Genomic DNA, 15,111 nt, shown 5'->3' with positions numbered 1-15,111 from the left:
ATTTTTATTTAGGAATTGAGTACTTGCCATAAATCTCAACTTAGGGTAGTTTATGATTCTTAAAGACTTGGGCAGTAAAAATTACAACGCTTCGCGCTCAAACCCAAATCAAGAGAGTTTTTGAAAGCGTTGCTTCGCAACGCTTTCAAAAACTCTCTTATAGTTAGTTTGATCGAATAATCGCTGTAATATTTCCGATAAACATCAAGAGAAGCTATCCATACATGAAAATGAGCATCCGCAAGACATTTCAAGGTTTTATTTTTCATAAAATGACCTATCTGCTTCCTTTGATAAGTATTCTGGCAAGTAATGCGATCGCTATCCCAGTCATCGCCCAAAGCAACAATAAGGCTTCCACAAATTCCAAAATTTCCAATCAAGTTACGAATAATCCTGAATCAGCAAGTCCTGTTATTCTCTACGTTAATCCTCTAACAGGTAGCGATCGCCCTGAAAATGGCTCAAATGCATCTCCTTTCAAGAGCATCTCCTATGCCGTTAGCCGTATTCAAGATGGAAATTCGCGCATTATTCAATTAGCAAATGGAACTTATAGTACTGCCACAGGTGAACGCTTTCCGATTCGATTGCAAGCAAATGTGACTTTGCGTGGGAATGAAGCCAATAAGGGCAAGGGGATCGCGATTTTGGGCGGCGGTTCATTTTTACCCGCTTCTAAATTTCCGCAAAATGTGGCGATCGCTTTGGCGGATCGGGCGGAATTGCGGGGAGTGACGGTAACAAACCCAAATCCCAGAGGTTATGGACTGTGGATTGAGAATGTGAGTCCTGCGATCGCCAATAATACTTTTTTAGACAATCAGCATGATGGCATCTTAATTACAGGCAAATCGACAGCAATTATTTCGGCAAATCAATTTTTTCGGAATGGTACAAGTGGCTTAGCGATCGAGGGTGAGGCGAGTCCTGATATTCGCGGTAATCTATTTCAGCAAACTACCTTTGGCATGAGTATTCGTCAGGATGCCGCACCGCAAATTACGGAAAACACCTTTACCCAAAATCAGAATGGGATTCTCATTCAAGCTAATGCTAAGCCTGTGTTGAGAGGCAATGTGATCGTGAATAATCGCAGCTATGGATTAACTATTTCCGATTTGGCTACTCCAGATTTAGGTAAACCCAATGAAGATGGGGGCAATGTTTTTCAGGGAAATGGCATATTTGATCTACAAAATGTCAGCCGTAATGCGGTTGCTGTGATTGGCAATCAATTAGACAGTAAAAGAGTGAAAGGAAATTTACAATTATCGAATGTGCGTCCGCCAAGCAATCTATTTGCGGCGGCTAATTCCAATTCCATAAGAAATAATCCTTCTTTCAGCAATAGCGCCCCAAGCTCTCCCTTAACTACGCCTCTAACTACTCCTATAAAAGGCGATCGCTTTGCCAATATCAATCAACAACTTGAACAAAGGATTGCTACTAGTCAGACTATGAATTTTGCGCCTAATCTTGATACTCCTCCCGCCTTAGTTAGAAATGCCCTGTCACCAAATGCTAGCAATCAAGCCAATAATCCCTTTTGGTACGAGCCTGTTACGCCTTTAATTATCAGAATTACGCCCAAAAGAATTGACTCACCCGTGCCGCCAAATACGGAAATTAATTCCAGCTTACGTCCTGTTGTCTCGAGACCTCCTAGTGGAGAGCCAGTTAATCAGCCAATCCAGATAGCCCCACTGGGAAATACAAATTTTAAGCCGCAAGTGCCTCCGCGTTATCGGGTGGTTGTGCCTGTTGGTTCGCCTAATGCGGTCGCGCAAGTCCGTCAAATTGTGCCAAATTCTTTTGCATCAAGGCTAAATGGCTACTTAGTTGTGCAAATCGGAGCCTATAGCGATCGCCGCATTGCGGAGGTGCAGGTGTCGCGGCTGGCGCAAAAGGGCTTGAATGCCAGAATTGAATCAATCAATCCATAAAAAAAGAGACTGGGCTTGCCCAGTCTCTTTTTTTATGGATTACAAATTATAGTGCTGCTTCTTTTTTGAGATTGTCGCGATCGCTTACTTTTGTATTTGGAGTCTGAAGCGCGAAATAGAGCTTATTCAAGGCGCTGATATAAGCTCTAGCAGAGGCAACAATTACATCGGTATTTGCGGAATGTCCCGAAAGCGTACCCACATCAGGATGCTTAAGGCGAATTGTGACTTCGCCAAGGGCATCAATACCTGCGGTTACAGATTGGACGGAGTATTCAATCAACTGATTGGGAACATTCACAATTCGATTGATTGCCTTATAAATGGCATCGACGGGTCCAGTGCCAACGGAAGCATCGGTTATTTCTTGACCATCAGGCATCACGACTGTAACAGTTGCAGTAGGAATGGCGCGATCGCCACAGCTTACTTGGACATGATCGAGCTTGAAGGCTTCAGGAGCATGACGGATTTCGTCATTGACGATCGCCTCTAAGTCGCGATCGCTAATTTCACGCTTTTTATCTGCAAGCTCCTTAAAGCGCACAAAAGCAGCATTAAGTTCCTGTTCGGAGAGTTCAAAACCAAGTTCCTTGAGGCGAGAGCTTAAAGCATTACGTCCCGAAAGCTTACCAAGAACAATCAAATTATCGGATAAGCCAATGGATTGGGCATCCATGATTTCGTAGGTGAGGCGATTTTTTAATACGCCATCTTGATGAATGCCCGACTCATGGGCAAAGGCATTTGCGCCGACGATCGCCTTATTGGGCTGTACCAACATCCCTGTGAGATTAGACACAAGGCGCGAAGTCTTGTAAATCTGCTTCGTATCAATGTTGCAGAGGGGAGCCGTAGACTCCGCAGGACGACCAAGATAGGTATTGAAATAGGAACGACGTACATGCAAAGCCATGACTAACTCTTCAAGGGCGGCATTGCCAGCACGCTCACCAATACCATTGATCGTGCATTCCATTTGCCTTGCGCCATTTTTAGCGGCTTCAAGGAAGTTGGCTACGGCTAAGCCCAAGTCATTATGACCATGCACAGAGATAATGGCGCGATCAATGTTTGGCACATTGTCCTTGATGCCCTTAATTAATGTGCCAAACTCTGATGGGGTCAAATAACCAACTGTGTCAGGAATATTTACGGTCGATGCACCTGCGGCGATCGCGGCTTCTAAAACTTGATAGAGAAATTCTGGATCGGAGCGTCCTGCATCTTCAGGAGAAAACTCCACATCTGCAACCTTAGATTTAGCATAGGCGACCATTTCTGGCACGATCGCCAAAACTTCAGCGCGAGTCTTGCGAAGCTTGTACTCCAAATGAATATCGGAAGTGGCAAGAAAAGTATGAATCCGACCTTTTGCCGCAGGTTTTACAGCTTCCGCCGCCGCCTCAATATCCGACTTAGTGGCACGGGCTAAACCGCAAATAGTGGGGCCATTTTCTGTGCCGACGAGTTTGGCGATTTCTTGGACTGCATGGAAGTCCCCCTTGCTGGCAAAGGGAAATCCCGCCTCAATGATGTCTACACCAAGTCGAGCTAGTTGCTGAGCGATTAGCAGTTTTTGCTCCACGTTAAGGGTTGCGCCGGGAGATTGTTCGCCGTCGCGGAGGGTGGTGTCAAAAAAGATAATGCGGTCTTGAGCAACATGAGACTCTGATGGTGTTGATGATGTAGACATAGGGCGTTATTTCATGAATATATTAATTGTGAAAATTCAACATTGCGCTAATGCAATCTTAGCCTTTTTCTTAGAAATTGGTAAGCAAAACCAAACCTAAAAAAAAGCGATGCATTGCATCGCTTTTTTGATCGCTTTTTTGATTACACAGCTTTAGCGATTACAGTCCGATGGCGCGGAGTATTCGGAATAATCGTGGGAGTTTCAAAACCTGCGGCGACTAGCTCCGCAGCCAAATCCAAGGAGAAGTATTGATCAAGATAGGGTTCTGTACTTTTGAGCAGAGTCAAAATGTAAGGAGGCATCTTTTTATAGATATCTGAAGCGGGATTCATATCCATGAGCGTGAAATAACCATTGGGGCGCAAAATACGGCGCATCTCTCTAAGGATTTGGCGCGTTGCCTCTTGAGGTAATTCATGAAAGATCAGAAAGCAGGAAACAAAATCAAAGGAACTATCTGGTAAGCCTGTACTTTCGGCTGTGGCGTGCAACCAATTGACTTGCTGCGATGCAAGAAGTTCGGGATGCTTGGTGCGGGTATTGTAATTAGCGATCGCCAAAAAATGGGGAGACAAATCTAAGCCTGTGATTTTTGCTTCAGGATAGGCGTTATGCAGTGCAAATGTACTCATGCCCACACTGCAACCGATATCGAGAATGTCTTGGGGCGGATTGGTGATTTTTGATTTGACAATATCAATGTAGCTTTGGCGCAAGCGGGAATCGCCTTGAACTGGAGGCTCGTCATCATTCCAAATACGGGAATGGACAGCATAAGCAGCAGATTCTACTTCGGTTGCAGGTAACCAACCCAGATTCCCTTCTTCATAGGCATGGAAAGGCTTTAGGTAATATTCAGGATATGTTAAGTTAGGATTTTGAACTTGGGCTAATTCTGCATCAAGATTTTGTTTTTGCAAATCCGCAGCAATTTGCAGCCAGTTTACGCCCATCGACTCAGCGCGTTCGATCATCATTTTCCGAGCGCGTTGTTTTGCAATATTAAATAAAGGCGCGATCGCTAAAATGCCATTAACTAATCGCGAAGCTAGTCCAATTTTTGTTTGACCTTTGGTTTGTTGTGTTTGTGAACTAGGGGCTGAATTGGCAACAGTCATAATAATTTTTTAATTTAATTTCTAAGGTAAGACTACAGGGCATAGACCTTGAGTCTTACCTGATTTTACGTGACTTAATCGCGATCGCGGGATTGCCACTATAAATTGTCATTGGCTCTAGCGATCGGGTAGCGACACTACCTAAGCCTAAAACTGCGCCTTGCCCCACCCGCACCCCTGCGGCAATTGTCGCCCTAGCTGCAATCCAACTCCCAGTTTCCAAATAAATCGGTGCTGTCTGGAGAGCAAAATCGCGATCGCTCCAGTCATGATTGCCTGTACAAAGATAAACCCCTTGAGAAATGCAGCAATGGCTCTCAATCGTAATCAGATCCAGATTATCTAGCCAAGCATCCTCCCCAATCCACACAAAATCATGAATAACTAAGCGCCAAGGAAATTTAACCCTAACTCCCGTTTTAATTCTTACTCCCTGCCCAATTTTTGCGCCAAACCAACGCAACACATTTACTTTTAATCCTGAGAAAGGAATCAAGTAACTTTTGACGATTGGCGATCCCACAAAGTACCAAAGTAATTGTTTTACGATGGATGCTCCTGTGCTGTAGGTTCCTGTAGTGTAGCGATCAAGACGCAAAGCGATATTTTCTCCTTAGATTATTATTCAGGTACAAAATGACATAGACATTTTTTGCGTTAATACACTTGAGACATAAATGTTAAATTTTTATTTTGATAATTCTTGCAGATTTTTTACTATATAAACTTAGAATAAGTAAAATAAAAACATAAAACACATCTTTATTTTAGGAATAGTCAATGTCATCTGATTTTAAGGAACTTAACTTAGATAGAACCCGTCTCAAGGAGTCCTTGGAAAAATTTTGCCAAATCAATAATATCCCCAGCCATCAATATAGTGAGGTTTCTAAGTCTACTCACAGGATAAAATATCAACATGAGGGTTGCCCCGTTACAGTTGATTTTATTTTTATTACCAATGGGACTACAACCATTCATACAAAACTTGGCAAGTATCCAGACAAAGGAGAATTACTAGCCGTTTATCTTAAGAACAACTTGGTTAATGATGATAGAAAGTCAGTTGTTGTCACAGTAAAAAATATAGACAAAGTGACTTTTGATACAATGATTGAGTTTTTTCAAGAACTTAAAAATGAGGATTTGGAAATAACACCAATTTCAATAAGCCACATCCCAGAAGACGCAATTAAAAAAGCTATAAGATTAACCAGCCAATATAATGATTCTTTAACCATAACTTACTTCAAGACTACTAACACTTTGGTAATTCAAGGTAAGCCTCTATATGGATACGATCAAGCAACTTATTTCCTTTCTCAATATACAGATCTAGACGGTTTTGTAGATATTGTAAGTAAGGGAGAAGAAGATGCTAATATCCCTGAAATAAATAAAGATAATGTTGAAGCCGAACTGAAATCTTTATTGCCAAATGCTTATACCCAATTAGCTGATGGAATACTTAAAATGCTCCGTACAAGCTGGACTTTAAAAGATATTTCGCTTCCTTTGCCAGACTATAGTTGTTATGTTTTTCCATCTTTGAGAGCGCTTGAAGGAGTTATGAGAAAATTATTGTTTGACGCTGGGTATTCTATTGAAGGAGAAAACAATAACTCGTTTGGAGGAATATTTTATATAGATAATAGGCAAAACTCTTATTTAGTAAAACCTGATTTTAGAAATGAAATTGGCAACGATAAAGTCTGCGATGCATTGGAAGTTTGCTATACCTACTTTAAAGAACAACGACATGAGCTTTTTCATATGAACGATTTTTCCGATGCTAGTAGATTTATCCCAACACAAAATCAAGCAAGTCAAATCATTGAGAAAGTTATAAGGATAATCGATAGGGCTTACAGTCAATTAATTTAATTGGAATAAAAATGATCGATGCTAAACAACTATATGAAATTGAAAGGTTCTCAAATCATACGATAATAGTTTTTTCTATGACGTATATGAACCCTATTTCTTATTTGCCCACTATAGAAAAAGATTTGGGCAAGTTAGACTTTAGCGGGAAAATTATCTTTGATTTATTGCTTTCTAATGGTAATAGCTCAAATCGTTTTGTTGAAGCACGTGTAAACAAGGCAAAGATCGACAGACGATCAATGAAAGTTATTGGATACTCTAGTTTAGAAGCATCTTTTATTAAGAAAACTAGAGAGTTTTATAAATCTCATAAATCTATATTAGACAACAGCACCATTTTATTAGATGAGGAAAAATTTAATTTAATTTACAACTGAATATCATGAACTAAAGCAATTTAACTAAATCAAATTTAAATTATGAATGACATTAGTAAAGCAATTCAAGAATATGAAAATCTTCGTCATTTAATTCTAAGTAATGATTTTGTAGTTTCTGACTACAAGCAAATCAATTATGGTTTACAGTTTTCTATTAGTAAATTAGGGTGGTCAGGTATTATTAGGGTCTATCAAAATAATCAAGGCAAAGTAAAAATTGACTTTTCTCAACTCGATAATAGCGAAAATTCAGTCTTGATAAAACATCTAAATGGCAATCAAACTAGGGATTTACCTCAAACAGTAAAACCAAATAGTTTTGATGCAGTTATATTGCCTGTTATTGGTAGTGATGAATCAGGTAAGGGAGACTATTTTGGCTCTTTAGTTATTGCTTGTGTATATGTAGATGAATTTATTTCACAAAAACTTTTTGATCTTGGAGTAAAAGATAGTAAATCCATCAGCGACACAAAAATCTTAGAAATTGCTAAACGGATTAGATATATTTGTAAAGATAAGTTCATAGTCTTAGAAATATCGGCCGAACGATATAATCAGATATATTCAAAACTTGAGAATGAGAAAAAATCACTTAATGATTTATTAGCTTGGGCACACGCTAAAGCAATAGAAGAAATTTTATCTAAAGTTGAATGCCAGACAGCAATTGTAGATCAATTTGCTGATGAGAGTCTGCTACTTGAAAAACTACAGGCACAAGGCAAAAAAATACAAATTATTCAAGCCCATCGTGCTGAAAGTAATGTAGCTGTTGCAGCCGCTTCTATTTTGGCGAGAGAAAGATTTATCAATAAGCTTGATAAGCTGGGAAAACAATATGAAATAAATCTTCCAAAAGGGGCTTCTCAAGAAGTAATTAAAGTAGCAAGGCTATTGGTTGAAAAGAACGGCAATGAAATTTTAAAGAAGATGGTGAAACTTCATTTTAAAACGACAAAAGAAGTACTTGCTTGATTTCAATTACTATAGATAGACATGAAAAAGCCTCAAAGTAAGATTTCATTGCAAGCAAATCTTGAAGAATAAATAAAACTTTTATAAAAAATAAAAATAGAGTAAGTGACGACACTATTACAAATTGGTATAAATGGTTTGAGAGAGTGCGTCCCACAGGGACGCACTCTCTCAAACCATTTAGGATTGTTATACAATATTAAAGCTTTTCTAACGGTCGAGTTTTTTCTATGCAAGTTTGGGTATTGCTGTTTAACGCTAACACCGATAACGAAGGTATCTACACCCTAGAAATTGAAGGCAACAATATTGTGGTTGCTTTCGAGCAGGAGGATGATGCCATCCGTTATGCTGGATTACTAGAAGCACAGGATTTTTTATCGCCAACGGTGGAAAGCATTAACAGCGAAGATTTAGAAGAATTTTGTCAAGAGTCAAATTATGACTTAAACATTGTCCCCACCGATGCCTTGCTGGTTCCGCCCGAAAAAAATGTTGATAAAACGGATTGGTCTAAGGATCATCAAGAACTAACCGAACCAGAAGACGAAATACCAGTCGAAGATCCCGTAATTGCCATGATGCGCCGTCGTCTAGAAAATTTACTATAACCCATGAATAGGGAGTGGTGCTTGGCTTTGCCGCGCCTCACTCCTTACTCACTGGGGAGTGGCTAGGATGAGAGCAACCTCGCATCCCAATGTAAGAAGTAAATTTTAAAAATTCCTTTAGGTACGATCATCATGGCAAATTTATCTTCTAATACCCTAACTAGTGAAATTACCCAGTTTGAGCCAAGCAGCAGTACTCAAGGTTGGTTTAACTATCCCGTCCATGTCTATCCTCACCATACCGACTACTCAGGCGTAGTTTGGCATGGCACTTATCTAACTTGGATGGAAGCCGCTAGAGTGGAATGTATGCGATCAGTCGGGATGAACTTTGAAGAGTTAGTTTCCGCAGGTGTGGATTTGCCTGTAGCCGAGATGTCTCTGCGCTACCACCGTTCCGCAAGGATGGGAGATGATGTCTTAGTGATGACTAAGTTAGTGCCAGACAAAGTACGTCTCAATTGGGAATATCAAATTCGCACGGAAACAGATCTATGTGTAACAGCAGTGGTTACCCTTGTACCTGTAGATTTTGAGAAACGTAAGTTGTTACGATCGCTACCAAGCTCGTTAGAAGGGGCGATCGCCAAGCTTACAGGAATTTAGATATAGTGCGGACAAATCTCACCTCCTAATCTAAATAAAAAATAAAAAATATCCAGAGGAAATTTTAAAAATCATGGCAGATTGGCAAGTAATCACAGGCGGCGTGACCGCAGCAAAAGGCTACAAAGCCACAGGTATCACCGCAGGACTAAAACCATCGGGCGCTCCTGACTTGACTTTGATTGCATCCGATGTCCCTGCGATCGCCGCAGGTGTATTTACGAAGTCCTGTGTTCGCGCCGCCTGTGTGGACTTTAACCGCGAAGTCTTAGCCAAAGGTGGCTCCGTTAGCGCAATTTTGTGTAATGCAGGACAAGCTAATGCCAGTACTGGCGCAGAGGGTTGGCGCAATGCGGTGGAGTGTGCCGAACTTGTCCAAAAGGCTTTAAATACGGTCGATGGGGTTTTAGTTGCCTCTACGGGAGTGATTGGTAAGCAGTTGCTCATGGATAAGATGCGTGCAGGGATTGCCAAAATTGCGCCCTTGATTTCTCCCGATGGTGGCGAAGCTGCCTCCAAATCAATCATGACCACTGACACTGTGCCGAAAAGTATTGCCCTTGAAACAGAAATTGATGGTAAGCCTGTCAGAATTGGTGGGATTTGCAAAGGCTCAGGCATGATCCATCCAAATATGGCGACCATGCTTGGTTTCGTCACCTGTGATGCTGGGGTAGAGCCGAAGCTCTGGCAAAAAATGTTATCTAGCTCAATCGATGCCAGTTTTAACCAAGTTACCGTCGATGGTGACACCAGCACTAATGACATGGTTTTAGCGCTGTGCAATGGTCAAGCAGGCGTAACTGTGACCGATGAAAATTCTGCTGCGGCGCAAAAATTACAGGTGATGCTCCAAGAAGTCTGCATGAGTTTAGCTAAGGCGATCGCCCGTGATGGTGAAGGCGCAACCTGCATGATCGAGGTGAATGTTTCAGGAGCTTCTAGTGTGGAAGCCGCCCGCCAAATCGCTAAAACCATTGTCGGCTCATCCCTCGTCAAATCCGCCGTATTTGGCAATGATCCGAACTGGGGAAGAATCGCTGCCGCCGCAGGGCGATCGGGCATAGATTTCAATCAAGATTTGTTAAATATTCAACTGGGCGACTTTGTGATGATGAAGGATGGTACTCCACAGGAATACGATCGCCAAGCCGCTAGTGACTATCTCAAAACTGACACCGTAATTATTAATGTCGGCGTGGGTGATGGATCTGGTAGTGGTACTGCGTGGGGTTGTGACCTGAGCTATGACTATGTCAAAATTAACGCCGAATACACTACATAAAAAAGAGAAAGGATGTACCTTGTACATCCTTTCTCTTTTTGCTAACGCTGATGTAGGATGTCTCCTTTACGGGCAAGGTGATATAGCTTAGTAAAATTGTGGCTAATTTCTCGATGAGATTTTTAAACCTATAGAGGCTAAAAAGAGGCAAAAAGCATATGCAGGTAGATGAACAGGCGGACAAACAGGTAGAAACGTCTACAGAAATCAGTAATATATCTGGAGATACACAAAGAATTGCTGCCAGCAGCACTACTAGCACCATGAAGAATGCCATCGAACCAAAGCGGTCTAATAAACTATTAATTCCTTTAATCGTAATTGCTTGTGCTGCCCTAGGCGTAAGTACATGGTTAGTACTGGGTCGCAATAATCAACCACAACCAGTCGCAACCCCAACTACTAGCAGCCCTGCCAAAGATCAGCCCAAAGCAATTAGTGCCTTAGGTCGTTTGGAGCCACAGGGAGAGGTAATTAAAGTTGCCTCGCCATCTGCACTTGGCACATCTCGGATTGTGAAATTGATGGTCAAGGAAGGCGATATCGTGAAACGTGGTCAGGTCATTGCGATTCTTGACAGTTACGATCGCTCAGTGGCGGCGCTACTCCAAGCTCAGAGTCAAGCTCAAGAAAGTGAGCGTAATCTGGCGAAGGTAAGAGCAGGTGCAAAGAGTGGCGATATCATTGCCCAAGAGGGTAATGTACTGTCGGCGGCGGCGAATATCAAATCCTTAGAAGCTAATGCTAATAGAATTCGTGCCGAATTAGAAATTGCGGGTCGGGATTACAATCGATTTTTACAAGTCTTTAAAGAAGGTGCAGTCTCGCAAACTGTTCTGGATAGCTATCGGATCAAGGTGGAAACTTTACAAGGACAGTTTTTCCAAGCTCAGCAGCAAATTCAGCAAGCTCAGTTTCAACTGCGACAATCACAGGGGCTACTCAGTAGTGTCCAAGAAGTGCGTCCCACGGATATCCAGTTCGCCGAAGCTCAGTTACAAACAGCGATCGTCAATGTTAAAAGAGCCGAAGTTGATTTAGATCTTGCTCAAGTCCGTGCCCCTATTGATGGACAAGTACTGAAGATCAATTCTAAAACTGGTGAAGTTGTCAGCCAAGCCGATGGAGTGATTGATCTCGGTAATACCAGCCAGATGTATGTGGTTGCTGAAATCTATGAGACCGATATTGGCAAAATCAAGGTTGGTCAAAAAGCTAACATTGAGAGTGAAGCCTTTGAAGGTGAAATTACGGGCAAAGTCGATAGTATTGGCTTAAAAATTGCTAAAAATGATGTACTAGGAACTGATCCTGCGGCTAAGACAGATGTACGGATTATCGAAGTCAAGATTAAGCTAGACGATAGCAAGAAAGTCTCAGGGCTAACCAATCTTCAAGTCAGAGTCAAAGTTGAAACTTAATCCTCCAGCAAGCTCTTTAAAAAAAGAGCTTAGTACCAAAACTAAAAATGGCGTAGCCATTTTTAGTTTTAAAAAACCTATTTATTTCTACTTCGAGAATTTGGCTTTTAAAATATGATTTTTGCCGTACCACTTGCATGGTTACAGCTTACCTACGAGAAAAGCCGATTATTAGTGGCGATCGCAGGTATTACTTTTGCTGTAGTTTTAATGTTCTTGCAATTAGGGTTTCGTGATGCCCTGTTTACTAGCGCTGTGCGCTTGCAGGGAAACCTAATAGGCGATCTGGTAATTATTAGTCCGCAGTCAACCAACCTTGTGGGGATGCGAAATTTCTCTCAACGCCGTCTCTATCAAGCCAGCGGATTAAAAGGAGTGTCTTCGGTTAACCCTCTTTATATTGGCATCGCGGCTTGGAAAATCCAAGAAGATCCTGCTGGACAAACTCGCAACATTTTGGTGTTAGGAGCAAATCCTGATGCTTCTATTTTTAAAATGCCAGGAGCCGCGCTAAATATTAACAATGTCAAAAAACAAGATGTAGTTTTATTTGATCGTGCTTCCCGTGCTGAATTCGGTCCTATTGTTGGCGAATGTGGCACTTTGGCGCTCAAGGCAAAGTTTAATGACGAAGCTTTTGCCTGTAATAACCAAGTTAACCGCGAAGTGGCTAATCGCAAGATTTCGATTGGGGGACTATTTGAATTAGGAGCTTCCTTTGCGGCTGACGGGGCAACGATTACTAGCGATACTAACTTTTTAAGAATTTTTGATAATCGACGTTCAGGATTAATCAATGTCGGTTTAATCAATTTGCAACCTAATGCTTCTGCTTACGAGGTTATGCTGGAATTTATTCGCTCTCAACCGGGGGATAGTGTGGTATTACCCCGAGAGAAATTAGTGCCAGATGGTAAGCGAGTTAAAGGGCTATTTCAAGAGCGCATCGGTGCTGATGGCAAATTAACTTTGGAAGAGAATAAAGATAAGGTAACTATTGCCAAATCTGAGTTAACCGTTGCCGATCTCCAAAAAACTGAAGATGCGGCGATCGACGATACGCGAATTTTGACAGCCCAAGGCTATGTCAATTTTGAAAAAGGCTACTGGCAAAAAAGTACGGCGATCGGCTTTATCTTTAGCCTTGGTACGGTAATGGGCTTTATTGTTGGCATTGTTATCGTCTATCAAATTCTCTATACCGATGTTTCCGATCACCTTGCCGAATACGCGACCCTAAAAGCGATGGGCTATGGCAATTTTTACCTTGCTCAAATCGTAATTCAGGAATCCTTTGTATTGTCAATTCTGGGTTTTATTCCCGGATTAGGCATTTCCTTTGGTTTATACAATCTCACCAAAAATGCGACCTTACTGCCGCTATATATCTGGGATAAGGCTATACCTGTGATGATTTTAACGATCGTTATGTGTGTGATTTCAGGAGCGATTTCTCTCCGCAAAGTTCAATCTGCTGACCCTGCGGAAATATTTGGCTAATTATCTAGTGATAGCTAGATAATTAGCTGTCGCCATTCTTGTTAGGATATAAAGCCCAAATAGTGTGAGGCGGCGCGAAGCGCCGCCTCACACTATTTGGGCTTTAGACATTAAACCCCAAGAATTAGTGGTGCGGCGCGAAGCGCCGCACCACTAATTCTTGGGGTTTAAAATCACAAAATGGCGTAGCCATTTTGTGATTTGGTATTAGAGAATGGTGGCACTTTGCGCCATCATTCTCTGTGGGAGATGTAATCTAGCAAAATAGTAATTTGCTTTCTTTATCCCAATTGCGATACATCCAGATTACGGTGTACCAATTCATGTAAATACGGAAGATTTCCATCGCAATTTCCGACTTACCCCGATCGCATAGCCATGTAAGTAGAGGCTTAAGCGTGCGATCATTAAGCAATCCCCCAAGGGTGAGAATGCCCCATAGAGCTAGATGTAGCCAAGTTTTTTGGATCATTAACTTGACTTCCCATGTGGGATGCTTTTGATAGAAGATAATACTCATCCTGCCGCGTTGTTCTTCGAGATCGAGAAGGCGCGGCATCTTGTCGATGGAGAAGGCAGCATGATAGTGGAAAGCGATCGCCCCTGCACAAGTTAAGCGCTTTAAGCCCAGCTTTTTAATTCGCATACCTAGCTCAAAATCTTCCCAGCCATATTGAAAGAAGCCCGTATCAAATTTTCCTGCTTCTAATAACCATTGACGGGCGATCGCTAAGTTACAGGTATCAAAAATTGCGGCTGTAAATACAGGAACAGAGGGTACTGGCTCAGAATCGGGAGCTTCCAGATTTGTAGTATTGATAATGCGCCCATAACTATAAACTTTTTCGCCTTGAGCTAAGGTTCCTGTATGGGCTTCGAGATATTCAGGATTAACCGTAATGTCGCTATCGACAAAGGCGATATATTTGCCGAGAGCGGAGTCGATGCCATAGTTACGCGCAGTGGCGGCGGCGGCATGGTCTTGGGTGAGGAGGCGCAAATGTGGGTAGCGATCGCGATTAGCGGTTAGAAATTCCACGGTTCCATCGGAGGAACCATCATCAATAACGAGAATTTCATAGGGCTGAGTTATGGTCTGCTTTTCTAATGCGGCAAGGCATTTTTGCAAGATTGGCAGACGGTTATAGGTTGGCACAACCACTGACCACAACATTTCCGACACAGATTTTCTCCCTTGTTCCGTTTTTCTGAGCGATCGCCTCAAAATTATACCTTCAAAAAAGGGGGCGCATTGCGTCCCCTTTTTGACATCTGAGAGTGAATTACTCTACTACTTTTTCTTTAAATTGCTTACCTGCGGAAAAGGCAGGAACGCGAGTTGCCGCAATCACCATCTTTTCTCCAGTGCGTGGGTTGCGTCCTTCACGTTCTTGGCGTTCGCGTGGCTCAAAGGAACCAAAGCCAACTAAAGTTACGCGATCGCCATCAGCAACGGCATCAACGATAGATTCAAGAGCCGCAGTAACAATCACTTCAATATTTTTCTTAGATACGGATACCTTTTCGGCGATCGCATCTACTAGTTCACCTTTATTCATCGTAATAGCTCCTATGTCGCTTTAATTAAGAATGTCTAGGAAATTGATTCGGAATCAATACTACAGTACCTATGGTAGTCGTCAAGCGCTTTTGACCAAAGTTTCGTAGATTTATTTACAT

At 41.9% G+C, this 15,111-nt stretch carries 14 protein-coding genes; 9 read left to right on the top strand and 5 right to left on the bottom strand.

All coding sequences use genetic code 11. The annotated features are described in order from the left end of the window. Positions 1 to 224 precede the first annotated feature (224 nt). Positions 225 to 1,946, top strand: a complete 1,722-nt coding sequence (locus H6F42_RS13670; RefSeq protein WP_190399923.1) for a DUF1565 domain-containing protein — start codon at positions 225 to 227, stop codon at positions 1,944 to 1,946. A 46-nt stretch (positions 1,947 to 1,992) separates the two neighbouring features. Here H6F42_RS13670 and H6F42_RS13665 read toward each other — a convergent pair whose 3' ends face one another. The 3 genes from H6F42_RS13665 to H6F42_RS13655 all read right to left on the bottom strand — a co-directional run bounded on the left by H6F42_RS13665 (position 1,993) and on the right by H6F42_RS13655 (position 5,361). Next, positions 1,993 to 3,642: a 2-isopropylmalate synthase gene (locus H6F42_RS13665; protein ID WP_190399922.1), complete on the bottom strand. Its 1,650-nt coding sequence runs from the start codon at positions 3,640 to 3,642 to the stop codon at positions 1,993 to 1,995. Between the two features lie 143 nt (positions 3,643 to 3,785). Then, positions 3,786 to 4,763: a class I SAM-dependent methyltransferase gene (locus H6F42_RS13660; RefSeq protein ID WP_190399921.1), complete on the bottom strand. Its 978-nt coding sequence runs from the start codon at positions 4,761 to 4,763 to the stop codon at positions 3,786 to 3,788. Between the two features lie 55 nt (positions 4,764 to 4,818). Next, positions 4,819 to 5,361: a WcaF family extracellular polysaccharide biosynthesis acetyltransferase gene (locus H6F42_RS13655; RefSeq protein ID WP_190399920.1), complete on the bottom strand. Its 543-nt coding sequence runs from the start codon at positions 5,359 to 5,361 to the stop codon at positions 4,819 to 4,821. Positions 5,362 to 5,543: 182 nt separating this feature from the next. Between H6F42_RS13655 and H6F42_RS13650 the strand changes: the two genes are divergently transcribed. The 8 genes from H6F42_RS13650 (at position 5,544) to H6F42_RS13615 (ending at position 13,431) form a co-directional block, all read left to right on the top strand. After that, positions 5,544 to 6,647, top strand: coding sequence for a type II toxin-antitoxin system RnlA family toxin (locus H6F42_RS13650; protein WP_190399919.1), 1,104 nt, complete (start codon positions 5,544 to 5,546; stop codon positions 6,645 to 6,647). A gap of 11 nt (positions 6,648 to 6,658) precedes the next feature. Continuing rightward, positions 6,659 to 7,027 carry a type II toxin-antitoxin system RnlB family antitoxin gene (locus H6F42_RS13645; RefSeq protein ID WP_190399918.1) on the top strand — a complete coding sequence of 123 codons (369 nt, stop codon included), beginning with the start codon at positions 6,659 to 6,661 and terminating at the stop codon, positions 7,025 to 7,027. A 42-nt stretch (positions 7,028 to 7,069) separates the two neighbouring features. Continuing rightward, positions 7,070 to 8,008 carry a ribonuclease HIII gene (gene rnhC / locus H6F42_RS13640; protein WP_190399917.1) on the top strand — a complete coding sequence of 313 codons (939 nt, stop codon included), beginning with the start codon at positions 7,070 to 7,072 and terminating at the stop codon, positions 8,006 to 8,008. 230 nt (positions 8,009 to 8,238) lie between these two features. Then, positions 8,239 to 8,619 (top strand): DUF3110 domain-containing protein, encoded by a 381-nt coding sequence (locus tag H6F42_RS13635; RefSeq protein ID WP_190399916.1) that lies wholly within the window; start codon positions 8,239 to 8,241, stop codon positions 8,617 to 8,619. A 132-nt stretch (positions 8,620 to 8,751) separates the two neighbouring features. Further along, positions 8,752 to 9,225, top strand: a complete 474-nt coding sequence (locus H6F42_RS13630) for a thioesterase family protein (protein ID WP_190399915.1) — start codon at positions 8,752 to 8,754, stop codon at positions 9,223 to 9,225. 73 nt (positions 9,226 to 9,298) lie between these two features. Then, positions 9,299 to 10,510 (top strand): bifunctional ornithine acetyltransferase/N-acetylglutamate synthase, encoded by a 1,212-nt coding sequence (gene argJ, locus H6F42_RS13625; RefSeq protein WP_190399914.1) that lies wholly within the window; start codon positions 9,299 to 9,301, stop codon positions 10,508 to 10,510. A 158-nt stretch (positions 10,511 to 10,668) separates the two neighbouring features. After that, complete coding sequence (locus tag H6F42_RS13620) at positions 10,669 to 11,931, top strand: ABC exporter membrane fusion protein (RefSeq protein ID WP_190399913.1); 1,263 nt, start codon at positions 10,669 to 10,671, stop codon at positions 11,929 to 11,931. Positions 11,932 to 12,045: 114 nt separating this feature from the next. Next, the gene (locus H6F42_RS13615; protein ID WP_190399912.1) at positions 12,046 to 13,431 is read left to right on the top strand and encodes an FtsX-like permease family protein; all 1,386 of its coding nucleotides are present in this window, start codon (positions 12,046 to 12,048) and stop codon (positions 13,429 to 13,431) included. Between the two features lie 256 nt (positions 13,432 to 13,687). Here the strand turns inward: H6F42_RS13615 and H6F42_RS13610 are convergent, their stop codons facing one another. Both H6F42_RS13610 and H6F42_RS13605 read right to left on the bottom strand, forming a co-directional pair. After that, positions 13,688 to 14,614: a glycosyltransferase gene (locus H6F42_RS13610; RefSeq protein WP_190399911.1), complete on the bottom strand. Its 927-nt coding sequence runs from the start codon at positions 14,612 to 14,614 to the stop codon at positions 13,688 to 13,690. Between the two features lie 100 nt (positions 14,615 to 14,714). After that, on the bottom strand, positions 14,715 to 14,990 hold the full coding sequence (locus H6F42_RS13605; protein WP_009625627.1) for an HU family DNA-binding protein: 276 nt from the start codon (positions 14,988 to 14,990) through the stop codon (positions 14,715 to 14,717). Positions 14,991 to 15,111 lie beyond the last annotated feature (121 nt).

It is taken from the genome of Pseudanabaena sp. FACHB-1998 (assembly GCF_014696355.1).
Taxonomy (GTDB): domain Bacteria; phylum Cyanobacteriota; class Cyanobacteriia; order Pseudanabaenales; family Pseudanabaenaceae; genus Pseudanabaena.
This window is presented reverse-complemented; position numbering and strand designations above follow the sequence as displayed.